This window comes from Altererythrobacter sp. Z27, assembly GCF_052683155.1.
On sequence record NZ_JBQYMC010000001.1, the window covers coordinates 1,870,407 to 1,894,371 of the forward strand.

Here is a 23,965-nt window from a genome sequence, read left to right on the forward strand (position 1 = left end):
TGCGCCCGGTAGAGAGCTAGAACGTGTAGCCCAGGCCCACTGCGCCAAAGAACTGGTCCGCACTGCCGCGCTCGGCTGTGAAGGGCGTGTCCGCCGCATCGCCGACCAGCCGCGAATAGCCGGTAATGGTGATCAGGCTCAGCCCGCCATTGCGCGCATTGCCATCGAGATCGAACCCCAGCAGCAGCGTTGCGCCAAGGCTGTTGAGCCCACCCTTTGCGGTGAATTCCGGCAGGCCGCTGGCCGCGCTCTGAGCCGGGCTGACCGAATAGTAATAGCCAGCGAAATCGTCATCGACGATCTGCCCATTGAGCGAGAGCGACGCGATCATGCCGCGCGAGAGCGGCGTGAAATAAGTCACCCCGGGTTCGAGCACCATTCCGCCATGCGCGCCGGCGACATCCCAACGCGTATCGAGACCGAAACTCACCCGGTCAGCTTTGAGGATGACGCCGGGAAGGCTGTAGCCCACCCCGAGCCCCAGTTCGAAAGCGTTGTCGAGCTTGCCCGCCGCTTTCACCACATCGTCCTTGATCCGGCCATTGCGATCGCCGCGGAAGCGCACCGACGGGCCGATCGCGAAATCGGGGCCACCGCGCGCCTGCCGCGTGACGTCGAGCGAAACCCCGGCAGCGCGCGGGCTAATGCCGATACCGCCCAGCCGCCCCTGGACGATCGGCACCGGAGTCAGCACGTAATCGTCGGAACCGCTGTAACTGGCCGAAAAGCCAAGCCCGACGCCAAGAGTCAGCCAATCGCCCGCGAACGCATTCTCGCGGCCCGTTTCCACGGCTTCCCCTCGGCCGTCCTCCTCCTTCGCGGCCAGCGGAGCCGCCAACATGGCAAGGGCGGCCCCGATCGCGATCTGCGCTTTCAACAAGGCTTTTCCCTTTGCCATCCACACAGTTTGGGGACCACGACCTTCCCCCGTCAACCCCTTCGGCGGAAGCAAGCCAATTGCCCCGCTCGCCCGCCTGCCCTAGTGCCGCAGATGCAATGAGCGGGCGCATGACCGATGTGGCGATTGTGGGCGGCGGGCTGGCCGGCGGCCTGATCGCGCTCGCGCTGCACCGCGCTCACCCCGAGTTGCGGCTTCAGCTGATCGAGCGCGGCCCGGTGTTGGGCGGCAATCATCGCTGGAGCTGGTTTTCGAGCGACCTTTCCCCCGAAGGCGAAGCGCTGCTCGCTCCCTTCCGCAAGGTGGATTGGGACAATGGCTATGACGTCGCCTTCCCCGCCCGTCGCCGTACGCTTGCGGCGGGCTATCGCTCGCTGGCCAGCGCAGATTTCGACAGCGGGCTCAAACGGCTGCTTCCGCCGGACACGATAAGGCTGGATGCCCCCGTCGCCACGCTCGATGCCGGTGGCGTGACACTCGAAAGCGGCGAGCGCATCGCCGCGCGGGCGGTGATCGACTGCCGCGACTTCGTGCCTTCGCCGCATCTTTCCGGCGGATGGCAAGTGTTCATGGGGCGGCACCTCAAGCTGGGCGAAGCGCACGGGATTTCGCGCCCGGTGATCATGGATGCGAAGGTCGAGCAGCTCGCTCCGGCGGGCAATGGCGCGGCCTATCGCTTCGTCTATATCCTGCCGCTCGCCGCGCAGGAAATCTTCGTTGAGGATACCTATTACGCCGACGGGTCCGCGCTCGACCGTGGCCTGCTTTCGGCCCGGCTGGATCAATATGCTGCAAGCCATGGCTGGAGCGAAGGGGTTCCGGCGGGCATTGAAACCGGCGTCCTGCCGGTGATCACCGGGGGCGATTTCACCGCCTATCTCGCTTCGGTTGGCACGCCCGGCGTCGCCTTGGCGGGTGCGCGCGGCGGCTTCTCGCATCCGCTCACCAGCTACACTCTCCCGATCGCGGTCGAGAACGCGCTGGCGATCGCGGCGCAGGGCGATCTTGCCGGGACCGAGATGGCGCGCTTCTGCAAACAGCGCGCGCAGGCGCATTGGCGCAAGACCGGCATCTACCGCGCGCTCGGCCGGATGCTGTTCCAGGCAGCCAAGCCCGAACGCCGCGTGGACATTTTCGAGCGGTTCTACGGCCTTCCCGAAGGGCTGGTCGAACGCTTCTATGCCTGCCATTCGACGCTGCCTGACCGGCTGCGCATCCTGATCGGCAAGCCGCCCGTATCGATCCCGCGCGCGATCCGCGCACTTGCCGGCAAGGGCAAACCGCTGGCATGAAGGGAATGAGATGACCGCGCCGACCCTGCCCACCACGCCGCCACTGCGAAAGCAGCAGGCAATCGATCCGGCGCGTTACGAAGGGCGCAGCGCCTGCGTGATCGGATCGGGCTTCGGCGGCATGGCGCTGGCGATCCGGCTGCAATCGGCGGGCATCGCCACCACTGTGGTCGAAGCGCGCGACAAGCCCGGCGGACGCGCCTATTTCTGGGAGAAGGACGGCTTCACTTTCGATGCCGGGCCGACCGTGGTGACCGATCCGGATTGCCTGCGCGAGCTGTGGGACCTGACCGGGCACGACATGGCCGAAGACGTCGAGCTGATGCCGGTGATGCCGTTCTACCGGCTCAACTGGCCCGACGGGACCAATTTCGACTATTCGAACGACGAAGCCTCGCTCAACGCCGAAATCGCCAAGCTTAATCCGGAAGACATCGCCGGTTACCAGCGCTTCCTCGAATATTCGGAGGGCGTTTACCGGGAAGGCTATCTCAAGCTCGGCACCGTGCCATTCCTCGATTTCAAATCGATGCTGAAGGCTGCGCCCGCGCTGGTGAAGAAGCAGGCCTGGCGCAGCGTCTATTCGATGGTTTCGAGCTTCGTGAAGAGCGAGAAGCTGCGCGAGGCGCTGAGCTTCCACACGCTGCTGGTCGGCGGCAATCCGATGACCACCAGCGCGATCTATGCGCTGATCCACAAGCTTGAGAAGGATGGCGGCGTGTGGTGGACGCGCGGCGGCACCAATCGCCTGATCGCGGGGATGGTGCGCCATTTCGAGCGGCTCGGCGGCACCATGCGGCTCGGCGACCCGGTGGTGCAGGTGCACACTTTCGGCAGCCGCGCGAGCGAAGTCGAAACCGCCAGCGGCTGGCGCGAACGGTTCGACGCGGTCGCTTCGAATGCCGACATCGTCCATTCCTATCGCAACCTGCTGAGCGGGACGAAGCGCGGGCACGATTATGCCCAATCGCTGTCGAAGAAGAGATTCAGCCCCAGCCTGTTCGTGGTCCATTTCGGGCTCGAAGGCACCTGGCCGGGCATTCCGCACCACATGATCCTGTTCGGGCCGCGCTACAAAGGCCTGCTCGACGACATCTATGATCTCGGCGTGCTGCCGCAGGATTTCTCGATCTATTTGCACCACCCGACCGTGACCGATCCCGGCATGGCGCCCAAGGGCAAGAGCACCTTCTACGCGCTGGTGCCAGTGGCGCATATGGGCAAGCTGGCGGTCGATTGGGACGAGATCGGCCCGGTGCTCGAAAAGCGCATCCTCGACGAGATCGGGCGGCGGCTGATCCCCGACATCCATGACCGGATCGTGACCAAGTTCCATTATGCGCCGAAGGATTTCGCGCATGACCTTCACGCCCATCTCGGCAGCGCCTTCAGCCTCGAGCCGGTGCTGTGGCAAAGCGCGTACTTGCGCGGGCACAATCGCGACGACGCGATCGAGAATTTCTACCTCGTCGGCGCGGGCACGCATCCCGGCGCGGGCATTCCCGGCGTGGTCGGCAGCGCTAAGGCAACCGCGGGCTTGATGCTGGAAGACTTGGCGGTAAAGACCTCCGCATGAATCGCCTTGCAGTCTATTGCGGCTCCGCCACGCCGCAGGATCCCCGCTATATCGAACTCGCCCATGAAGTGGGGCGCTCACTCGCCTTGCGCGAGATCGGCGTCGTCTATGGCGGCGGGCGACTGGGCCTGATGGGCGCGGTGGCGCGCGGCGCGCTGGAAGCGGGCGGCGAAGTGATCGGCGTGATCCCGGAAGCGCTGTTCAACACCGAAGTCGCCAACCATGACTGCACCGAGCTGTTCACCGTTTCGGGCATGCACGAGCGCAAGCAGCGCTTCACCGATTTGTCGGACGGTTTCATCACCATCCCCGGCGGGGTCGGCACGATGGACGAGCTGTGGGAAGCGATGAGCTGGGCGCAGCTCGGCTATCACTCCAAACCGGTCGGCCTGCTCAACGCCTTCGGCTTCTATGATCACCTCATCGCCTTCAATTCGAAGATGGTCGAGGTCGGCTTCGTACGCGAGGCGCACCAGAACATTCTGATCCATTCGGACAGCATGGGCGATTTGCTCGACAAGATGGTCGCTTACGAGCCGCACACTCCGATCTTCCGTATGAAAGCCGACGATTTGTGAGCTTTTTTTACTTCGGAACCTTGCCCGCCCGCGCCCTCCACCCTTCCACCCGGAGCCTGCCGGGTTATCATCCGGGTGGAAGGGTGGAGGGCGCGGGCGGCGCGGTCAGGTAATGAAAAGAAGCGAACTCGTCGAGCAGAGCCGGCTGGCGATCAAACGCGGTTCGAAAAGCTTCTCCGCTGCCAGCCGCTTGTTCGACCGCACCACCCGCGAGCGGGTGTGGATGCTTTACGCCTGGTGCCGCCGGTGTGACGACCTTGCCGATGCGCAGGATATGGGCGGTGCGCTGGGCGACCAGTCGCAGATCGCGCAGAAGGTCGAGAAGCTGCGCGCCTTGACGGCACGGGCGCTCAAGGGCGAGCCGACCGGCGACCCGGCTTTCGATGCTTTCGGCCAGGTCGCCAGCGAATGCGGGCTGACGATGGAAGATGCCGAGGCCGTGATCGCGGGGTTCGAACTCGATGCCGAGGATTGGCGCCCGCGCTCCGAAGCCGATTTGATGCGCTATTGCTGGCATGTCGCGGGCGCGGTGGGCGTGATGATGGCGCTGGTGATGGGCGTGAAGCGTGAGGATGCAGATACGCTCGATCGCGCCTGCGACCTCGGGCTTGCCTTCCAGCTCGCCAATATCGCGCGCGATGTGGTGGAGGATGACGCGGCGGACCGCTGCTACCTCCCGGTCGAATGGCTGGTCGAAGAGGATATCGAGCCCGGCCAGCACACCAAGCCACACCACCGCCGCGAACTGGCTGACATGGCCGCGCGGCTGGTGCGGCGGATGGAAGTGCATGCGGCTTCTTCGCGCGTGGGCGCAGCGCGCCTGCCGTTCCGCTGCCGCTGGGCTATCCTTTCCGCCGCGCGGATCTACACCGCGATCGGGCGCGAAGTGCTGGCCATGGGACCGGCGGCGTGGGACCGCCGCGTCTACACCTCGAAGGCGCAGAAGATCGGCCACGCGGCAATGGCTTTCGGCGAAGCGCTGGTGAACCGCCCCCCGGTGCTCGGTAACGAGCCGCGCTGGCGGCGCAGCGATCTTGCGGAGAACGCAGCCAGCGCGTAGCGCTGCGCACATGATTTCAAAGCTCCTGATCGCCAATCGCGGCGAGATCGCCTGCCGCATTATCCGCACCGCGCGCGCGATGGGGATCGCCACGGTCGCGGTCTATTCGGATGCCGATGCCAAGGCGCTGCATGTCCGGCAAGCCGACGAGGCGGTGCATATCGGGCCGTCGCCTGCGGCCGAGTCCTACCTCGTCGGCGCAAAGATCATCGCCGCGGCCAAAGCGACCGGGGCGGATGCGGTGCATCCCGGCTATGGCTTCCTGTCGGAGAACGCAGGATTCGCGCAGGCGGTGATCGACGCCGGGCTGATCTGGGTCGGGCCGAAGCCTTCGAGTATCGAAGCGATGGGACTGAAGGATGCGGCCAAGAAGCTGATGCGCGCGGCGGGTGTGCCGGTGACGCCGGGCTATGAGGGCGAGGACCAGTCGGTCGAACGCCTCACCAAAGAGGCCGATGCGATCGGCTATCCAGTGCTGATCAAGGCCGTCGCGGGCGGCGGCGGCAAGGGGATGCGCAAGGTCGATGCCCCAGCCGACTTCGAGGCCGCGCTCGAAAGCTGCCGGCGCGAGGCCAAGGCCAGCTTCGGCAATGACGAAGTTCTGCTGGAAAAGTGGATCACCTCACCGCGCCATATCGAGGTGCAGGTGTTCGGCGACAGCCACGGCAACGTCGTCCATTTGTTCGAACGCGACTGCTCATTGCAGCGTCGCCACCAGAAAGTGATCGAGGAAGCCCCCGCCCCCGGCATGGACGAGGCCACGCGCGAGGCAATCTGCGCCGCCGCCGTGCGCGCCGCCAAGGCGGTCGATTACGAGGGCGCGGGCACCATCGAATTCATCGCCGACGCCAGCGAGGGCCTGCGCGCCGACCGCATCTTCTTCATGGAAATGAACACGCGGCTTCAGGTCGAACACCCGGTGACCGAGGAGATCACCGGGGTCGATCTGGTCGAATGGCAATTGCGTGTAGCGAGCGGCGAGCCGATCCCGCTCAAGCAGGATGAGCTGAGTATCAACGGCTGGGCCATCGAAGCGCGGCTCTATGCTGAAGACCCGGCGAAGGGGTTCCTGCCGAGCATCGGTGTGCTCGAAGATTTCGCCCTCCCTCGCACCAATCGGCGCGATGGGCCTAATCGCGTTGATACCGGCGTCGAAGAAGGCTCAGAAGTTACGCCATTTTACGACCCGATGATTGCGAAATTGATCGCGCATCGTAACACCCGCGAGGAGGCAATCGAAGCGCTGGCAACGAAGCTCGGCCACGCGCTGTGCTATCCGGTCAAGTGGAACGCTGGCTTTTTGCGTAACCTCGTTCTCGCAGAGGATTTCCGGGCCGAGCGATTGGATACCGGCTTTATCGAGCGCAATCTCGATACGCTCATTCCAAGCACCACACCTCCGGCTGATGTTCTAGAAGCGGCGGGCCGTCTGATTGCAGAACGAGCGAACGGTTCGCAAGCTAGTGAAACGCTCGATCTCGACGAACGGCTGCAGATCCGATTTGCTGGCTTCCGATTGAATGCCGCGCCAAAACCGGTGACCGTCAGAGTGAAACATGGAGCGGACGTCCACGACGTCGAATTGAGCGACCGCACGATTTGGGATTTGCCTATTGCGCGTCTCAAGCCGAATGGGATTTTCGCGTACGATTACGAAGGCTGGTCGGGACTGTTCAGCGAGGCCCGTAACGATAGTGGCGGCTCCCACTCCGCCCACGATGGCGACATCCTTGCCCCCATGCCGGGCAAGGTCATCGCGGTCGATGTGATGAATGGCGACGAGGTCAAGGCCGGGCAGCGGCTGATGGTGCTCGAGGCCATGAAGATGGAGCACGCCCTCACCGCGCCCTTCGACGGCGTGGTGCGCGACCTTGCCACCGCCCGCGGCGCGCAGGTTCAGGTCGAAGCATTACTATGCGTAGTGGAGCCAGCCGAAGAGGGTTGATATCCTGCCTGTCACCCTGAACTTGTTTCAGGGTCCATTTCGCCCCATGCACCGCAATTCAAGGCCGAAGATTGGAAGCTGAAACGAATTCAGCATGACGGCTTAAGGAGAGCGAACTTTGAACATCTTCATCACCGGCGCATCGGGCTTTGTTGGAGGGGCAGCGACCCGCCACCTGACCGCGCAGGGACACCTTGTGCGCGCCATGTCTCGCTCCGAAAAGTCCGATGCCGCAATCCGCACTGCAGGCGGCGAGCCGGTGCGATGCGACCTTGAGAACGTCACTGCCGAGCATCTCGCCGGGTGCGATGCGGTGATCCATTCTGCCGCCTATGTTGAAGCCTGGGGGCCGGAGGATGCGTGGTACCGCTTCAATGTACTCGGCACGCACGTATTGCTCGAAGCCGCACGCGCCGCAGGGATCAAACGCTTCATCCACATCGGCACCGAAGCCGCCATCGTTTACGGCCAGGATATCAGGGGCGCCGACGAGTCCTATCCGCTCTGTCCCAACTCGCCCTTCCCTTATTGCGCGACCAAGGCGCAGGCGGAAGCGGCGGTTCGCGCGGCCAACGCGCCGCCTTTCGAAACCATCGTGCTGCGCCCGCGCTTCATCTGGGGGCCAGGCGACACCACCCTGCTCCCCACCATAGAAGCTATGGCAAAGGCAGGTAACTGGACCTGGATCGGCGGCGGGAAGGCCGTAACCTCGACCACCCACATCGCCAATCTCGTGCACGCGATTGAGCTGGCGCTGACCAAGGGCATGCCGGGCGAAGCCTATTTCATCCTCGATGACGGCGAAGTGTCCATGCGCGAGATGGTGAGCGGCATGGCTGCGGCCAAAGGATTTTCCCTGCCGGACCGGTCAATCCCGGGGTGGATTGCCCGCTTACTGGGAGCCGCGAGCGAAGGCATTTGGCGAACTTTCGGCCTCAAGGGAGAGCCGCCGCTGACAAGCCACGCCGCGATGGTGATGAGCTGCGACTGCACGCTAAAGGGCGACAAGGCGCGGGCCGAGTTGGGCTATGCCCCGGTGGTGAGCCGGGAGGCGGGGCTGGCGGCGTTGGCTTCCGCATGACCTGGGCACAAGAGCTTGAGGAACTGAGGAAGCGCGAAGAGCTCGCCGAGCAGATGGGCGGGCCGGAAAAGCTCGCGCGCCAGCACGGGCGCGGCAAGATGGACGCCCGCGCGCGGCTGGCGGCGCTGGTCGACGAAGGCAGCTTCCGCGAGATCGGCAAGATCGCAGGCAAGGGCTCCTATAACGCGGAAGGCAACCTCACCGGCGTCCTCCCCGCTCCGTTCCTGTTCGGCAAGGCCACGATCGAAGGCCGCCCGGTGGTGGCCACGGCAGACGATTTCACCATTCGCGGCGGCGCGGCCGATGCCGGGATCAGCCGCAAGATGGTGCAGGCGGAAAAGATGGCGCATGAGCTGAAGCTCCCCATCATCCGCATGATCGACGGAACCGGCGGGGGCGGTTCGGTCAAGACGCTCGAGCAGATCGGCGCGACCTATATTCCGGCGGTGCCGGGCTGGTCTGACGTAGTGACCAATCTCGAAACCGTGCCGGTCGTCGCGCTGGCGCTGGGTCCCACCGCCGGGCTTGGCGCGGCGCGCACCGTCGCCAGCCATTATTCGATCATGGTGCGCGGCCTCTCGCAGATCTTCGCCGCCGGGCCCGCTGTGGTCGACGGGCTGGGCGCAAGCTACAAGGGCCCCGAAGACCACCAGCGGGCGAAGGAAGAGCTGGGCGGCAGCGACATCCACACGCGCAACGGCGTCGTCGATGACGAAGTCGGCAGCGAAGCCGAAGCCTTTGCCCGCGCGCGGCATTTCCTCAGCTTCATGCCCGAACATGTCGGCCAGCTGGCGCGCCGCTCCAACTGCCTCGACCCGGTGCATAGGCGCGAGGAAGACCTGCTCAGCCTCGTCCCGCGCGATCCCAAGCAAGTCTATTCGATGCGCCGCTGCATGGACATGGTGTTCGACACCGGCACGGTGTTCGAGATCGGCCGGATGTGGGGCCGCGCCGCGATCACCGCGCTCGCGCGGCTCGACGGCTGGCCGGTGGCGGTCGTCGCGAGCGACCCGAGCTTCCTCGGCGGGAGCTGGGAAGCCAAGACCAGCGAAAAGGTCGAACGCTTCGTCAAGCTGGCCGACCAGTTCCGCCTGCCGGTGGTCCACCTGGTCGACAACCCCGGCTTCATGATCGGGCGCGAGGCCGAAATGGCGGGCACGATCCGCTATGGCGTGCAGGCGATGAACGCGATCTACAAGGCGACGGTGCCACTCGCTTCGGTCGTGCTGCGCCGCGCCTATGGCATTGCCGGCAGCGCGATGAGCAATGCCGAACGTTACCAATACCGTTTCTGCTGGCCGAGCGGCGACTGGGGAAGCCTCCCCATCGCAGGCGGGCTGGAAGTCGCCTACAAAGCCGAGATCGAAGCTTCGGACGATCCCGCAGCGACGCTGGCGGAAATCAGGGCGCGGCTCGACAAGGTCACTTCGCCTTTCCGCAGCGCCGAGCGCTTCAATGTCGAGGACATCATCGATCCGCGCGATACGCGGCCCTTGCTATGCGAATTCGCCGAACTGGCCTGGCGCAAGCTAGGGAGTGAAAGTTAGTCCGGCCTTGCGGTCGCTACGCGACCGTTTGGTTCAATTCTCCAAAACACGCCGGCCGAAGAGCTTGCCCTTCTCGCTATAGAGAATCACCGCCAGCGCCAGCAGGCCGCAGCTCAGCATGGCTGTAGCGAGCGGGCGCGCGGTGCCGTCATAGGCGAAGCCGATCGCGCTGCCGAGCACCGCGCCCGAAACCATGCGCAGGCTGGTCTGCGCCGAGCTTGCCGCGCCCGCGATGTGATAGAAGGGCTGCATCGCGATCGAACTGAAGTTCGCCCCGATGAAGCCGAGCGACGCCATCGACACCGCAAGGATCGGCACGAATTCCCACAATTGCTGGTCTGCCCGCCCGGCGGAGATGAATTGCGCGATGCCCGCTGTAATGAACACCAGCAGCGCGGCATGGCTGACGCGGCGCGCGCCGAACCTTTCGACGATGCGCGAATTGGTGAAGTTCGCCACGACCATGCCCAGCACCGCCGCGCCGAAGATCAGCGCAAAGCTCTGCCCGGCATGGAAATGCTCGCCGATCAGCTGTTGCGACGAATTGAGGAAGCCGAACAGCGAGCCGAACACCAGCGCGCTGCCGATCACATAGCCGATCGAATCGCGCCGCATCAGCGCCGTTCCCATGTTGCGCAGGATAGTGCGCGGTTCGATGTCCTGCTGGTTCTCGGGCGCGAGCGATTCGGGCAGGCGCGCCCACACCCAGATGCCCACCACCGTGCCCATGATCGCCATCGCCCCGAAGATCCAGCGCCAGCCGAAGAAGTTGAGGATGACCTGGCCGATCGCGGGTGCCACCAGCGGCACGGCAAGGAAGATCATCATGATCAGGCTCATCAGCCGCGCCATGCGATCCCCGCCTACGCGGTCGCGCACGATGGCGGCGGGAACGACGCTGAGCCCGGCGCACCACAGCCCCTGCACCAGCCGCAGGCCGACCAGCCATTCGAACGAGGTCACGAGCGCGCAGGCGATCGAGAAAACGACATAGACGACCAGGCCCAGCGCCAGCACCGGCCGCCGCCCGAACTTGTCGGCGAAGGCTCCGGGGAAGAAGGCCCCGATGCCCGAACCGAGGAAATAGGCGCCGATGATGAACTGCCGCTCATTGCCGGTTACGCCGAACTCGCCCGAGATCGCGCCCAGCGCAGGCAGCATCGAATCGATGCCGAAGGCCTGCAGGCTCATCAACAGCGCCATCAGCACGATCAGCTCGCGCTCACCCAGTTTGTGGTGACGATGATGTCCGAATAAAGCCATGGCCCGTCCTTGCGGGCAGCGGGGACAAATGGAAACCCAATTGTGCGCTGCAAAACGACTTTTCGCTGCGCGTGGTTCCGAAATGCCGCGCCCGGGCCTATCCTGACGCAATGAGCGAGCGGCACGAAAGCGATGATGAAAGCGAGGCCATGGGCCTCAGGAAAATCATCCATGTCGACATGGATGCCTTTTTCGCCAGCGTCGAACAGCGCGACAATCCCGAGCTGCGCGGAAAGCCGGTGGCGGTGGGCGGCGCGGGCGGGCGCGGGGTGGTGGCCGCCGCCAGCTACGAAGCGCGCAAGTTCGGCGTGCGCAGCGCTATGCCCTCGGTCACTGCACAGCGCCTGTGCCCGGACCTGATCTTCGTGCGGCACCGCTTCGACGCCTATAAGGAGGCCTCGCGCCAGATCCGCGCAATCTTCCTGCGCCACACGCCGCATGTCGAACCGCTCAGCCTCGACGAAGCCTATCTCGACGTGACCGACGATCTGCTCGGGATCGGTTCGGCGACGCGCATAGCCGAGCTGATCCGGCAGGAGATCAAGGCGAAGACGCAGCTCACCGCCAGCGCGGGCGTGTCCTACAACAAGTTCCTGGCCAAGCTGGCGAGCGACCAGAACAAGCCCGACGGGCTATGCGTGATCCGCCCCGGCGAAGGTGCGGAATTCGTCGCGCGCCTGCCGGTGCGGCGCTTCCACGGGGTCGGCCCCAAGGGCGCGGAGAAGATGGCCCGGCTGGGGATCGCCACCGGTGCAGACCTCGCCGCGAAAGACATCGCTTTCCTGCGCCAGCATTTCGGCAGCCAGGCGGATTATCTCTACCGTGCGGCGCGCGGGATCGACCTGAGGCCGGTGCGCGCACACCGCGAACGCAAGTCGATTGGCGGCGAGCGCACCTTTAGCGAAGACATCTCGTCCGGGCCCGCGCTGCGCGAAACGCTCGACAACATCATCGACATCGTATGGGACAGCATAGAGCGGACCGGGGCCAAGGGCCGCACGGTCACGCTCAAGATGAAATACAGCGATTTCCAGAACGTGACCCGCGCGAAGACCGTGGACGAACCGGTCGCCGACAAAAGCGAATTTGCACAGATCGGGCGCGCGCTGCTCGACGAGCTATTGCCGCTGCCCATGCCGATCCGGCTGATGGGGCTGACGCTGTCGAAGCTCGAACGCGATAGCGAAAGCGAAGAGCGCCCGCGCGACGAAGCGCAGCTCTCGCTGCTCTAGCGGCGCTCGCGCCAGGCCGCGAGCTGGCGTCGCGCTTCGTGTCCCAAAGGCTCGGGCAGCGAATGCGGCGGAAAGAACCGCGCTTCAATCACTTCGCGCCGGTCGGGCTTCGGGTGCCGGTCGACGACCGCGCTGAACAGATATGCCGTATGGGGCGAACCCGAAATCTCGCCTTCGAGTGTGCCGTGCGATTTCAGCCGGGCGGGTTCGATCCCGAGTTCCTCGCGCAATTCGCGCATTGCGGCTTCGGCGGGGTCTTCATTGCGATTGAGCCCGCCGCCGGGCAGGCACCAGTGATCGGGGCCATAGCTGTGGCGCAGCAGAAGTAGGGCGCCGTCGAGATCCGTTAGCACTACAATGCAGCCACGCAGCGGCGCCTTGCGCCAACGCCGCCAGCGGTGCCGCAATCGAAACGCCATGGGCAGGATCGCGCGATGAACCGGCGCAGGGACGAAGCGGATAATCAGGTGAAGCATGTGACATCCCGGCTGGCCGCGCCGAGCAACCGCGCAACCGGCAGATCGTGCTCGCCGCGCACCGCCGCTTCGAACACCTTGAGCTTGCTCTCTCCGCGGATCACGAACAGCAGCTCGTCGCTGTCGAGCAGCGCCGGGATCGTCAGCGTGAGCCGGTCGAACGGCGCTTCAGGCGGAAGCGGGTCAGGCGTCAACCGCCGCACCATGCGCGGGTCGTCGACCTGTGGATCGGTATTGGGGAAGAGCGAGGCGATATGCCCGTCATCGCCCATGCCGAGCCAGGCCACGGCGAAATGCGGCGGGTGTGCATCTTCGGACAGCGCCACGACCTGCGCGCCGACGGGCTCGAACAAGGCGCGGATCTTGCCGGTGTTCGAGGCGGGGTGATCCTCGGGCACGATGCGGTCGTCGCCCGGCCAAACCACCACTCGCGACCAGTCTAGCGCGCGCGTGACGAGCTGCTCCATGATCGGGAAAGGGGTCGATCCGCCCGGCACCGCAATCGCCACGGGTCCCGCTGTCGCCGCCAGCGCCGCGGCAATCCGCGCCTCCAGCCAGTCAGCAACGGCGCCCGCATCGGCACCGGAAATCATCGTCACATCAGCCATCGCCCGCTTCTAGCAAACGCGCGGAGACTGGCCAGTAGAGAAACCGGCTGCGAAGGACCAAATTCGTATGCGAGCGAACTACTTGAGCGTCTGCGTGAGGAACCAGACGCGCTGTTCGGCCACGTCCGTCCAGCCGTCGATCAGCCCTTCGGTAGCATTGTCGCGCGCTTCGCCGGCCAGTTCCTTCAGCTCCTTCAGGCGCTGGACCAGCGCGACATTCTCGTCGCGCAATTCGGCGACCATGTCCTCGGCGGAAAGCGTGGTGCTGTCCTGGTCTTTCACCCGCGCAGTGCGCGCGATCGAACCGGTGGAAGTCAGCGTGTCAGCGCCCAGCTTGCGCACCCGCTCGGCGATCAGGTCGATCTGGTCGCGGATTTCGAGCGCCTGCTCGTCGAACAGCAAGTGCAGGTCGCGGAAGCGCGGGCCGGCCACGTGCCAGTGAAAGCTCTTGGTCTTGACGAACAGGGCGAAATGATCGGCGAGCAATGCGTTGAGTTCACCCACCAGCGCCGCCCTGGCGTTGCTTCCTGCTTCGATAGTCATGGACACCTCCTGCCGTATGATGGCTCTCACTATATGGGCAGCGTCGGCAGGAATGCCCGTGGAATGATGCGATCTTGGTGATTGGCAAAATCGATCAGGAAGCGCACCCACTTATGAATAATCCGATCAAACCGGCTGCTAGCAGGCCCGCCATGACGAGCCGGAGGATGCGCCAGCCGTGGCGCCGCTCGGGCCAGTCCGGCCAGTTCCAGCCGATGAGCAGCGCCAGCCCGCTGCCGACCGCTGCCGCCAATGCCGCCGCTTCGGGTGAGGCAAGCGCCGCACCCAGCGCGAACGCCAGCCAGCGCGGCGCATCGAAGACTTGCCGCAGCGTGAGCGCCAGCGCGATAGCACCCAAAGAACGCGTAGGTTCGCGCGGCGCCGCCAGCCGCACCGGCACAGCAAGCTCGGCTGCCGCGAGCGCGATCCCCAGCACGACAAGCCAGATGCCTGCCGTCTGGCCGACAAGGCCCGCCAGCCAGGCTCCGGCAAAACCCATGGCTAGGCTTGAAACGAACGCTGCAGTGAGCGCCGCCAGCAGCAGCCCGCCCGAATTGCCGAGCGCGGCTGCAAGCCGCGCGACGGTGAGCTGCGCCCGCCCGCCGCACGCAGCCGCCAAAACCACCGGTATCAGGATCGGCGCCATGTCCATCGCATGCGCCTAGCAAGCGGCGGCGGCGCCCGCCAGCGCCGCGGCATGCTCCATTTGCGCAGGCCATCTTTGCGCCTAAAACCGCGTAAGCAGGGCGCAGACTCAGTCACAATGGGAGCAGGCAATGAAATTGGAAAAGGGAATGGCCGCGGTGGTCACCGGCGGCGCTTCGGGCCTCGGCAAGGCAAGCGCGCAGGCGCTAGCGGATGCGGGGCTCAAGGTCGCGATCTTCGACATCAACGACGCCGAAGGCGAAGCCCATGCCAAAGCGATTGGCGGCACCTTCCACCATGTCGACATCATGGACGAGCAATCGGTCGAAGAAGGCTTTGCTGCCGCTCGCGCCGCCAATGGACAGGAGCGGGTGACGGTCCATTGCGCCATGGCCAGCCGCCGCGGCAAGACGCTGGGCTGGGACAAGGAAAGCGGCGGCTACAAGCGCCTTTCGACCGAAGACTATGCCTTTGGCGCGCAAGGCGTGCTTGTCGCCAGCTATCGCATCGCTTCGATCTCGGCGCTGGGCATGGCCAATGCCGAGCCGCTCAATGAGGATGGCGAGCGCGGCTGCATCACGCTCACCGCCTCGGTCGCGGCGCAGGACGGGCAGATCGGCCAGGTGATCTATGGCAGCTGCAAGGCGGGCGTGAACGGGCTGGTGCTGCCGATGGCGCGCGATCTGATGGACCTCGGCATCCGCGTGAACTCAGTGATGCCGGGCATTTTCGCCACTCCGCTGATGCTGGGGATGAAGGATCGCAACCCGGCGATGTGGGCGCAGCTCAACGCCAGCGTGCCCTTTCCCAAGCGGCTCGGGCACCCGGAGGAATTCGCGTCGCTGATCGTCGAGATTGCGCGCAATACCTACCTTAACGCGCACCAGTTCCGGCTCGATGGCGGGATAAGGATGCCGCCGAAATAGGAGAGCGGACGTGGCCACTCAATCCAACGAGTACCCCGCGAAAGCCTGGGGAGCGACTTCACCCGACGGCGGCATCCGTCCGATGGAGATATTGCGGCGCGGGCTGCGCCACGACGATGTGCTGATCGACATCAGCCATTGCGGCATCTGCCATTCGGATTTGCACACAGCGCGCAACGATTGGGGGCGCACCACCTATCCGATCGTGCCGGGGCACGAGATCGTCGGCATAGTGCGGGCCGTGGGCGAGGCGGTGACGCGGCACAAGGTGGGCGACAGGGTTGCGATCGGCTGCCTCGTCGACAGCTGCATGGAATGCCGGCACTGCGCCACCGATTTGGAGCAATACTGCCTCGATGGCGGGGCCACCGGCACTTACAACAGCAAGGACCGGCGCGACGGATCGCCTACCTTCGGCGGCTATTCCGACAAGATCGTCTGCCGCGAGGAATTCGTCCTCAAGGTGCCCGACGCGCTGCCGATGGCGGAGGCCGCGCCGCTGCTCTGCGCCGGGATCACGACCTACAGCCCCCTGCGCACGTGGAAAGTCGGCCCGGGCAGCAAGGTTGCAGTCGCCGGGCTCGGCGGGCTCGGCCACATGGGGGTGAAGCTGGCGGCGGCGATGGGCGCGGAAGTCACTGTATTGAGCCGCAGCGAAAGCAAGCGCGAGGACGCCGAAAAGCTCGGCGCGCACGCCTTCCTCAACACCAGCGACCGGGCCGCGATGAAAGCCAGGTCGGGCTATTTCGACATGGTGCTCAACACCATCCCCGTGCGCCACGACATCACGCCTTACCTGCACCTGCTGCGGGTCGACGGGGTGCAGGTGCTGGTGGGCGTGATCGAGATGCTGCCCGAAATGCACTCGGGCATATTGCTCGGACGCAAGGTGCTTACCGGCAGCGGGATCGGCGGGCTCGATCAGACGCAGGAGATGCTCGATTTCTGCGCCGAACACGGGATCGTGCCCGAAATCGAAATCATACCGATGCAGGACGTCAACCGCGCCTATGACCGGATGGAGGCGAGCGACGTCAAATATCGCTTCGTGATCGACATGGAGAGCCTGAAGGAAGGTTAGGAGATTTGGAGCGGGTAGCGGGAATCGAACCCGCATAACTAGCTTGGAAGGCTAGGGCTTTACCACTAAGCTATACCCGCCCGCTCCTGAGGCGCGCGCAATTGCCACGGTTGCAGGGGATTCGTCAACTGTCTCGAGACGCCTCATCTAAAGCGCCTGCAAGCAATTCTATATTCTCCCTTGCGCGGCAAATCCCTAGGTCGCGGGTCCTGAGACACGACGCAAGCGACTATTCATGACCAGCCTGACCCACCTCCAGCGGCTCGAAGCCGAGAGCATCCACATCATGCGCGAAGTGGTGGCCGAGGCGGAACGCCCAGTGATGCTCTATTCGATCGGGAAGGACAGCGCCGTGATGCTGCATCTGGCGCGCAAGGCGTTCCATCCGGCCCCGCCGCCCTTCCCGCTGCTGCATGTCGACACGACCTGGAAGTTCCAGGACATGTATGCGCTTCGCGAAAAGATGGCGCGCGAAGTCGGGATGGAACTGCTCGTCTGGCAGAACGAGGAAGCGCGCGAGCGCGGCGTAAACCCGTTCGACCATGGCCCGCTTCACACCGATATGTGGAAGACGCAAGGGCTGAAGCAGGCGCTCGACCATTACGGTTTCGATGCGGCCTTCGGCGGCGCGCGCCGCGACGAGGAAAAGAGCCGCGCGAAGGAGCGCATTTTCTCCTTCCGCACCGCCAGCCACGGGTGGGACCCGAAGAACCAGCGGCCCGAATTGTGGAACCTCTACAATGCACGCAAGGCCAAGGGGGAAAGCATCCGCGTCTTCCCGCTGAGCAACTGGACCGAGCTCGACATCTGGCAATACATCATGCGCGAGCAGATCGAGATCGTCCCGCTCTATTTCGCCGCCGAGCGCCCGACCTATGAATGGGAAGGCGGGCTGTTCATGGCCGACGACATCGACCGGCTCGAGCAGGTGCTGGGCAGGAAGCCCGAGATTGCGATGCGATCGGTCCGCTTCCGCACTCTGGGCTGCTGGCCGCTGACCGGTGCAGTCGAAAGCACCGCCTCGACGCTTGCCGAAGTGGTGCAGGAGACATTGCTCACAGCCACCAGCGAGCGGCAAGGCCGGGTCATCGACAAGGACGAAGGCGGCGCCGGGATGGAGAAGAAGAAGCAGGAGGGCTATTTCTGATGAGCCACCACCCTGCCTATGAAGCCGATGCCCTCATCGCCGAGGATATCGCCGCCTATCTCGACCAGCACCAGAACAAACAGCTGCTGCGCTTTATCACTTGCGGCAGCGTGGACGATGGAAAGAGCACGCTGATCGGGCGACTGCTCTACGATTCGAAGATGATCTTCGAAGACCAGCTCTCGGCGCTCGAGAACGACAGCAAGAAGGTCGGCACGCAAGGCGATGCGATCGATTTCGCTCTGCTGGTCGACGGACTGGCGGCCGAACGCGAACAGGGCATCACGATCGACGTCGCCTATCGCTTCTTCGCGACTGAGAAACGCAAGTTCATCGTCGCCGACACGCCCGGCCACGTCCAGTACACGCGCAACATGGTGACCGGCGCTTCGACCGCCGACCTTGCCGTGATCCTGGTCGATGCGCGCAAGGGCGTGCTCGAGCAGACCCGGCGCCATTCCTATATCGCGCACCTGCTGGGCATTCGGCACCTGGTGCTGGCGGTGAACAAGATGGACCTCGTCGGCTACGACCAGTCTGTGTTCGACGCGATTGTCGCCGATTATCGCGGCTTCGCGAACGAGATCGGCATCGAGGAATTCACGCCGATCCCGATTTCCGGCTTCAAGGGCGACAACATCACCACTGCGCCATCGGCGAACACGCCATGGTACCAGGGGCCGAGCCTGATCGAGCATCTCGAGACGGTCGAACTGGCGAACACCCGCGCGCAGGAACGCGCCTTCCGCATGCCGGTGCAATGGGTCAACCGCCCCAATCTCGACTTCCGCGGCTTTGCCGGCATGGTTTCCGACGGGGCGGTCAAGCCGGGCGACCCGGTGCGGATCGTCCCGAGCGGCAAGACCAGCACAGTCAAGTCGGTCGTGACCTTCGACGGCGAACTCACCGAGGCAGTGGCCGGGCAGTCGATCACGCTGACGCTCGAGGATGAAGTCGATTGCAGCCGGGGCGACGTGATTGCGGCGGCAGGCGATCCGCCCGAGGCATCCGACCAGTTCGAAGCGACCATCGTGTGGATGAGCGAAGAGGCGATGAAGCCCGGGCGCGGCTATTGGCTCAAGCTCGGCTCGCAAATGGTCACCGCCAATGTCCAGCCGCCCAAATACGAGATCTGCGTCAACAGTTTCGAGCATCTCGCGGCCAAGACGCTGGAATTGAACGCGATCGGCGTGGCCGAATTGCGGACCGACCGCGCGCTCACTTTCGAACCCTATGCCAAGAGCCGCCAGCTCGGCGGGTTCATCCTGATCGACAAGTTCACCAACGCCACTGTGGCCGCCGGGATGATCCATTTCAGCCTGCGGCGCGCGCAGAACGTGCATTGGCAACCAACCGCGATCACGCGCGACGACCACGCCGCGCTCAAGAACCAGAAGCCGCGCGTGCTGTGGTTCACCGGCCTGTCTGGTTCTGGGAAGTCGACCATCGCCAACGAGGTCGAAAAGCAGCTCAACCTGATGAACCGCCACACCTTCCTGCTCGATGGCGACAATGTGCGCCATGGGCTTAACAAGGATCTGGGCTTTACCGAGGCCGACCGGATCGAGAATATCCGCCGCATCGGCGAAGTCGCCAAGCTGATGGCCGATGCCGGGCTGATCGTGCTCACCGCCTTTATCTCGCCCTTCCGCGCGGAGCGGCAAATGGTGCGCCAGATGCTTCCCGAAGGCGAGTTCATCGAGATCTTCGTCGATACCCCGCTCGAAGTGGCGGAGGGCCGCGACGTGAAGGGGCTCTACAAGAAGGCGCGCAGCGGCGAGCTCAAGAACTTCACCGGGATCGACAGCCCTTACGAAGCCCCTGAAGCTGCCGAAATTCGAGTCAATACGGTCGACATGACGCCCGCCGAAGCCGCCGACTACATCATCCAGCAGATCCTGCCGCTCAAATGACCGACGCCGAACTCGCCGCGCAATTGGCCGCAGATGCCGGGCGAATCCTGCTCGACGTGCGCGCTTCGGGACAGTTCGAGGGCAAGGCGCTGGGCAAGGAAGGCGACCGCGCGGCGAATGCCTTCCTGTGCGAAGCGCTGCGGCGCTTGCGCCCGGACGACGGATTGCTGTCGGAAGAAGAGAAGGACAATCCGGAGCGGCTCGCGAAGAGCCGCGTGTGGATCATCGACCCGGTCGATGGCACGCGCGAGTATGGCGAGGAGCGGTCGGACTGGGCCGTGCATGTCGGGCTCGCAATCGACGGCGAGGCTGCGATCGGCGCGGTGGCGCTGCCCGGGCTGGATGGCGGCATCGTGCTGCGTAGCGACGCTCCGCAAACCCTGCCCGAGCCCGCCGACCGTCCGCGGCTGGTGGTGAGCCGGACCCGGCCTGCAAGGGAAGCGGTCGCGGTGGCCGAAGCGATCGGCGGTGAGCTGGTCGAAATGGGCAGTGCAGGCGCGAAGGCGATGGCCGTGGTGCGCGGCGAGGCAGAGATCTACCTCCATTCGGGCGGACAGTATGAGTGGGACAATTGCGCGCCGGTGGCCGTGGCTCTCGCGTACGGCCTGCATTGCTCGCGCATCGACGGTAGCCCGCTCGTATACAACAATGCCGACACCTATCTGCCGGACCTGCTGATCTGCCGCCCCGAATGGGCGCGCCCGGTTCTCGAAGAGGTCCACAAGCTCGGCTGAGCCTGCAGGCGAAGGCTCAATCGCCTTCGAATTCCATCAGAGCGGTTACGTCCACACCGGTTTCACGCAGGCGCGCGGCTCCGCCCAGATCGGGCAGGTCGATCACGAACAGCGCGTCATCCACTGTTGCGCCAGCCTGCCGCAGCAATTGCGCCGCCGCGAGCGCGGTGCCCCCGGTCGCAATCAAATCGTCAACGATCACCACGGTCTGGCCATGCGCGATCGCGCCCGGATCGATCTCAAGCCGGTCGGTGCCATATTCGAGATCATAGTCGATCCCGAGCACTTCGACCGGGAGCTTGCCCGGCTTGCGTACCGGCACGAAGCCGAGCTGCAGTTCCACCGCAACTGCCGCGCCGAATATGAACCCGCGTGCTTCCATCCCCGCGATCGCTTCGGCGCCCAGTTCGCGCGCGCGATCGGCCAAATGGCGCACCGTTGCAGCCAGCCCCAACGGGTGGCTGATCAGCGTTGTAATGTCGCGGAACATGATCCCCGTGTGCGGGAAATCGGGCACGGTCCGGACCAGGCCTTTTAGTTCTTCAGGCGTCATGCGGTGTCCTCAAATGCAAAGCGCCCCACCATCGGCTGGATGGCGGGGCGCTTCAACAGTCGCATCGCTGATGCGATCAATCCTTCTTGCGCGGCTTCAGCGAGCCCCAGATCTGCTTCTTCGACAGATAGGCAAGGATCGTGGCAAAGAACAGGAAGCCGAGCACCGGCCAGCCGGTCTGCTTGCGCTTCACCAGCGTCGGTTCCGCAGTCCAGGTCAGGAAAGCGGCAACGTCCTTCGACATCTGGCTTACCGTCGCTTCAGTGCCGTCTGCATAGGTAACCTGCCCATCCGAAGTCAGCGGCGCTGCCATCGAGATGTTCACATTGGCGAAGTAGGGGTTGAAGTGAAGCTCCGCAGGAGTTTCGAATTCGGGATACTTTGCCAGCAGCTCAGGGTCGGGTTCGCCATAGCCGGTGAGCAGCGAATAGACGTAATTGCTGCCGTCCTTGCGCGCCTTGGTGATCAGCGAGAGATCCGGGGGATGGCCGGCGCCGAAATAGGGCACTGCAGGGAAGTGATCGGTCGGCAGGCCGGGGCGGGTCGTCACTTCAGCGGTCGCCTTGCTGTAATCGGCGACGGTGAAGGTCGATGCCTCCTGCTTCACTTCGGCTTCGCTATAGCCAAGCTCTGCGAGGTTCCGGAACGCAACATACTGGATGCTGTGGCAGGCCGCGCAAACTTCCTTGTAGACCTGGTAGCCGCGCTGAAGCTGCTGCTTGTCCCACTTGCCGAATGCGCCGTCGAAGCTGAACCCGCCCTCGGGGGCGTGAGGCTTCTTGTGGAAGGCATATTCGGCCGGCTTTTCGGTCGGGGCCGTGAAATAGGTCGTGACGCCCGGGATGAACGACCAAAGCAGGACGACACCAGCAAAGAAAAGGCCGACTGCGATTGCACCGATACGGATCATGGTTCGTGTCTCTCTCTATCCAGTCGTCCGGGCCTTAATCGGCCGCCTTCGCCGCGGCCGGGGCCGCATCGTCCTTGCCCAGCACCGCTTCGGTGATCGAATAGGGCAGCGGTTCGGGCTTCTCGATCTGGCTGATGATCGGCAGGATCACCAGGAAGTGCAGGAAGTAATATGCGGTCGCGACCTGGCTGATCATCACATAGGGTTCTTCCGCCGGAGCGCCGCCGCAGATGAACAGTGCGATCATCGCGGGGATCAGGCCGAACCAGAAGAACTTGCGGAAGGTCGGACGGTAGTGGCCCGAACGTACCGGGCTCTTGTCGAGCCAGGGCAGGATGAACCAGATCAGGATCGAGCCGAACATCGCGATCACGCCCAGCAGCTTCGCTTCGATCAGGATCACCCCGGTGAACGGAATGGTGAGGTCCTGGGTGAAAGCGCGCAGGATCGCGTAGAACGGCCAGAAGTACCATTCGGGCACGATATGCGCCGGGGTCGAAAGCGGGTTGGCTTCGATATAGTTGTCAGGGTGGCCCAGCATGTTGGGCAGGAAGAACACCATCATCGCGAAGAAGATCAGGATCACGCCCAGCCCGAAACCGTCCTTCGCCGTGTAATACGGGTGGAACGGAATGGTGTCGCTTTCGGTCTTCACTTCGACGCCGGTGGGGTTCGACGAACCCGGGATGTGCAGCGCCCAGATGTGCAGGATCACAACGCCCACGATCACGAAGGGCAGCAGGAAGTGCAGGCTGAAGAAGCGGTTGAGTGCGGCATTGTCAGGCGCAAAGCCGCCGAGGATCCAATGCTGGATGCTTTCGCCGACCAGCGGGATCGCGCCGAACAGGCCGGTAATCACCTGAGCGCCCCAAAAGCTCATCTGGCCCCAGGGCAGGACGTAGCCCATGAAGGCGGTCGCCATCATCAGCAGGAAGATGACCACGCCGAGCAGCCAGATCATCTCGCGCGGGGCCTTGTACGAGCTGTAGAAGAAGCCGCGGAAGATGTGCAAATACACCACGATGAAGAAGAAGCTGGCGCCGTTGGCGTGCGCATAGCGCATCATCCAGCCCCAGTTGACGTTCCGCATGATGTGCTCGACCGTCTGGAAGGCAACCGCCTGGTTCGCGGCATAATGCATCGCCAGGATCACCCCGGTGATGATCTGCACGACCAGGAAAAAGCCGGCGAGCACGCCGAAATTCCACATGTAGTTGAGGTTGCGCGGCACCGGATAACCGGCCCCGATCGCATTGTAGACCAAACGCGGAAGCGGCAGCTTCTCGTCCATCCACTGCATGAAGGGATGTTTCGGTTCGTACTGGCGTGCCCAGGCAAAGCTCATGACTGTTCTCTCAGTTCTCAGCCGACGCGGATGACGCTGTCGGAAGTGAATTCATAGTCGGGAACGACAAGGTTCTTCGGCGCAGGACCCTTACGGATGCGCGCGGCAGTGTCGTAGTGCGAGCCGTGGCACGGGCAGAAATAGCCGCCATACTCGCCCTTGTTCTCGCCTTCGGCGGCACCCAGCGGCACGCAGCCGAGGTGGGTGCAGATGCCCATGGTGACGAGCATGTCGTTGTGGCCGTCCTTGGTGCGCTGAGCCAGCGTTTCCGGATCGCGCAGGGTCGCCACATCGACCGCATTGGCTTCGTCGATCTCGACCTGCGTCAGGCGGCGAACAAACAGCGGTTGCTTGCGGAAGACAGCCTTGATCGCCTGGCCCGGCTCGATCGCCGACACGTCGACTTCGGTGGTGCTGGCGGCCAGCACGTCGGCCGAAGGCGACATCTGGCTGACCAGCGGCAGCAAGGTTGCCGCAGCGCCAACGCCAGCCGCGCTTACCGCAGCAATGTGAATGAAGTCGCGGCGCCGGACCCCGTCGTCACCCGCCTCAGCGGTGGCCTCGGGAGCCATTGTGCCAGTCGTATCAGCCATCAGCCTTTACCCTGCTATT

The 23,965-nt window shown here is 64.3% G+C and carries 23 protein-coding genes and 1 tRNA gene; 13 read left to right on the forward strand and 11 right to left on the reverse strand.

Features of this window, described 5'->3' with window-relative positions:
- Nucleotides 1-16: 16 nt before the first annotated feature.
- Complete coding sequence (locus ACUJ47_RS09130; RefSeq protein WP_445538089.1) at nucleotides 17-898, reverse strand: MipA/OmpV family protein; 882 nt, start codon at nucleotides 896-898, stop codon at nucleotides 17-19.
- A gap of 98 nt (nucleotides 899-996) precedes the next feature.
- On the opposite strand from ACUJ47_RS09130, the gene crtY reads away from it, so the two are divergent.
- From crtY to ACUJ47_RS09165, 7 genes are all read left to right on the forward strand, one after another.
- Entirely contained in the window at nucleotides 997-2,190 is a 1,194-nt protein-coding gene (crtY, locus tag ACUJ47_RS09135; RefSeq protein ID WP_445538090.1) for a lycopene beta-cyclase CrtY, read from the forward strand.
- A gap of 10 nt (nucleotides 2,191-2,200) precedes the next feature.
- Complete coding sequence (locus tag ACUJ47_RS09140) at nucleotides 2,201-3,766, forward strand: phytoene desaturase (protein WP_445538091.1); 1,566 nt, start codon at nucleotides 2,201-2,203, stop codon at nucleotides 3,764-3,766.
- Nucleotides 3,763-4,344, forward strand: coding sequence for an LOG family protein (locus ACUJ47_RS09145; RefSeq protein WP_445538092.1), 582 nt, complete (start codon nucleotides 3,763-3,765; stop codon nucleotides 4,342-4,344). The genes ACUJ47_RS09140 and ACUJ47_RS09145 overlap by 4 nt, the downstream gene beginning before the upstream one ends.
- A gap of 112 nt (nucleotides 4,345-4,456) precedes the next feature.
- Nucleotides 4,457-5,404: a phytoene/squalene synthase family protein gene (locus ACUJ47_RS09150; RefSeq protein ID WP_445538093.1), complete on the forward strand. Its 948-nt coding sequence runs from the start codon at nucleotides 4,457-4,459 to the stop codon at nucleotides 5,402-5,404.
- Between the two features lie 10 nt (nucleotides 5,405-5,414).
- Entirely contained in the window at nucleotides 5,415-7,349 is a 1,935-nt protein-coding gene (locus tag ACUJ47_RS09155; protein WP_445538094.1) for an acetyl/propionyl/methylcrotonyl-CoA carboxylase subunit alpha, read from the forward strand.
- Nucleotides 7,350-7,467: 118 nt separating this feature from the next.
- Nucleotides 7,468-8,430 carry an NAD-dependent epimerase/dehydratase family protein gene (locus ACUJ47_RS09160; RefSeq protein WP_445538095.1) on the forward strand — a complete coding sequence of 321 codons (963 nt, stop codon included), beginning with the start codon at nucleotides 7,468-7,470 and terminating at the stop codon, nucleotides 8,428-8,430.
- Nucleotides 8,427-9,977 carry an acyl-CoA carboxylase subunit beta gene (locus ACUJ47_RS09165; protein ID WP_445538096.1) on the forward strand — a complete coding sequence of 517 codons (1,551 nt, stop codon included), beginning with the start codon at nucleotides 8,427-8,429 and terminating at the stop codon, nucleotides 9,975-9,977. The genes ACUJ47_RS09160 and ACUJ47_RS09165 overlap by 4 nt, the downstream gene beginning before the upstream one ends.
- 33 nt (nucleotides 9,978-10,010) lie before the next feature.
- Here ACUJ47_RS09165 and ACUJ47_RS09170 read toward each other — a convergent pair whose 3' ends face one another.
- Entirely contained in the window at nucleotides 10,011-11,240 is a 1,230-nt protein-coding gene (locus tag ACUJ47_RS09170; RefSeq protein ID WP_445538097.1) for a multidrug effflux MFS transporter, read from the reverse strand.
- Nucleotides 11,241-11,350: 110 nt separating this feature from the next.
- On the opposite strand from ACUJ47_RS09170, the gene dinB reads away from it, so the two are divergent.
- Nucleotides 11,351-12,472 carry a DNA polymerase IV gene (dinB, locus tag ACUJ47_RS09175; RefSeq protein ID WP_445538098.1) on the forward strand — a complete coding sequence of 374 codons (1,122 nt, stop codon included), beginning with the start codon at nucleotides 11,351-11,353 and terminating at the stop codon, nucleotides 12,470-12,472.
- Here dinB and ACUJ47_RS09180 read toward each other — a convergent pair.
- The 4 genes from ACUJ47_RS09180 to ACUJ47_RS09195 form a co-directional block, all read right to left on the reverse strand.
- The gene (locus ACUJ47_RS09180; RefSeq protein ID WP_445538099.1) at nucleotides 12,469-12,948 is read right to left on the reverse strand and encodes an NUDIX hydrolase; all 480 of its coding nucleotides are present in this window, start codon (nucleotides 12,946-12,948) and stop codon (nucleotides 12,469-12,471) included. The two genes, dinB and ACUJ47_RS09180, sit on opposite strands and share 4 nt — an antisense overlap.
- A complete protein-coding gene (locus ACUJ47_RS09185; RefSeq protein ID WP_445538100.1) occupies nucleotides 12,936-13,556 on the reverse strand; it encodes a 6-phosphogluconolactonase in 621 nt (206 codons plus the stop codon). Before ACUJ47_RS09185 ends, ACUJ47_RS09180 begins: the two co-directional genes overlap by 13 nt.
- A gap of 78 nt (nucleotides 13,557-13,634) precedes the next feature.
- Nucleotides 13,635-14,099 (reverse strand): Dps family protein, encoded by a 465-nt coding sequence (locus tag ACUJ47_RS09190; RefSeq protein WP_445538101.1) that lies wholly within the window; start codon nucleotides 14,097-14,099, stop codon nucleotides 13,635-13,637.
- A gap of 94 nt (nucleotides 14,100-14,193) precedes the next feature.
- Nucleotides 14,194-14,751, reverse strand: coding sequence for a hypothetical protein (locus ACUJ47_RS09195; protein WP_445538102.1), 558 nt, complete (start codon nucleotides 14,749-14,751; stop codon nucleotides 14,194-14,196).
- Between the two features lie 124 nt (nucleotides 14,752-14,875).
- Between ACUJ47_RS09195 and ACUJ47_RS09200 the strand changes: the two genes are divergently transcribed.
- On the forward strand, nucleotides 14,876-15,670 hold the full coding sequence (locus ACUJ47_RS09200) for an SDR family oxidoreductase (protein WP_445538103.1): 795 nt from the start codon (nucleotides 14,876-14,878) through the stop codon (nucleotides 15,668-15,670).
- Between the two features lie 10 nt (nucleotides 15,671-15,680).
- On the forward strand, nucleotides 15,681-16,751 hold the full coding sequence (locus ACUJ47_RS09205; RefSeq protein WP_445538104.1) for an NAD(P)-dependent alcohol dehydrogenase: 1,071 nt from the start codon (nucleotides 15,681-15,683) through the stop codon (nucleotides 16,749-16,751).
- 6 nt (nucleotides 16,752-16,757) lie between these two features.
- On the opposite strand, the gene ACUJ47_RS09210 is transcribed toward ACUJ47_RS09205, so the two are convergent.
- Nucleotides 16,758-16,831 (reverse strand) — tRNA-Gly (locus tag ACUJ47_RS09210).
- Between the two features lie 155 nt (nucleotides 16,832-16,986).
- On the opposite strand from ACUJ47_RS09210, the gene cysD reads away from it, so the two are divergent.
- Genes cysD through ACUJ47_RS09225 form a run of 3 tightly spaced genes read left to right on the forward strand, consistent with a single transcriptional unit; the run spans nucleotide 16,987 to nucleotide 20,545 of the window.
- A complete protein-coding gene (gene cysD / locus ACUJ47_RS09215) occupies nucleotides 16,987-17,898 on the forward strand; it encodes a sulfate adenylyltransferase subunit CysD (RefSeq protein ID WP_445538105.1) in 912 nt (303 codons plus the stop codon).
- The gene (gene cysN / locus ACUJ47_RS09220; protein ID WP_445538106.1) at nucleotides 17,898-19,811 is read left to right on the forward strand and encodes a sulfate adenylyltransferase subunit CysN; all 1,914 of its coding nucleotides are present in this window, start codon (nucleotides 17,898-17,900) and stop codon (nucleotides 19,809-19,811) included. The genes cysD and cysN overlap by 1 nt, the downstream gene beginning before the upstream one ends.
- Nucleotides 19,808-20,545: a 3'(2'),5'-bisphosphate nucleotidase CysQ gene (locus tag ACUJ47_RS09225; RefSeq protein ID WP_445538107.1), complete on the forward strand. Its 738-nt coding sequence runs from the start codon at nucleotides 19,808-19,810 to the stop codon at nucleotides 20,543-20,545. The genes cysN and ACUJ47_RS09225 overlap by 4 nt, the downstream gene beginning before the upstream one ends.
- 16 nt (nucleotides 20,546-20,561) lie before the next feature.
- Here the strand turns inward: ACUJ47_RS09225 and ACUJ47_RS09230 are convergent, their stop codons facing one another.
- The 4 genes from ACUJ47_RS09230 to petA all read right to left on the reverse strand — a co-directional run bounded on the left by ACUJ47_RS09230 (nucleotide 20,562) and on the right by petA (nucleotide 23,946).
- Entirely contained in the window at nucleotides 20,562-21,098 is a 537-nt protein-coding gene (locus ACUJ47_RS09230; RefSeq protein ID WP_445538108.1) for an adenine phosphoribosyltransferase, read from the reverse strand.
- 76 nt (nucleotides 21,099-21,174) lie between these two features.
- Nucleotides 21,175-22,008 carry a cytochrome c1 gene (locus tag ACUJ47_RS09235; RefSeq protein WP_445538109.1) on the reverse strand — a complete coding sequence of 278 codons (834 nt, stop codon included), beginning with the start codon at nucleotides 22,006-22,008 and terminating at the stop codon, nucleotides 21,175-21,177.
- Nucleotides 22,009-22,042: 34 nt separating this feature from the next.
- Nucleotides 22,043-23,353, reverse strand: coding sequence for a cytochrome b (locus ACUJ47_RS09240; protein ID WP_445538110.1), 1,311 nt, complete (start codon nucleotides 23,351-23,353; stop codon nucleotides 22,043-22,045).
- 17 nt (nucleotides 23,354-23,370) lie between these two features.
- Nucleotides 23,371-23,946, reverse strand: coding sequence for a ubiquinol-cytochrome c reductase iron-sulfur subunit (gene petA / locus ACUJ47_RS09245; protein ID WP_445538111.1), 576 nt, complete (start codon nucleotides 23,944-23,946; stop codon nucleotides 23,371-23,373).
- Nucleotides 23,947-23,965 lie beyond the last annotated feature (19 nt).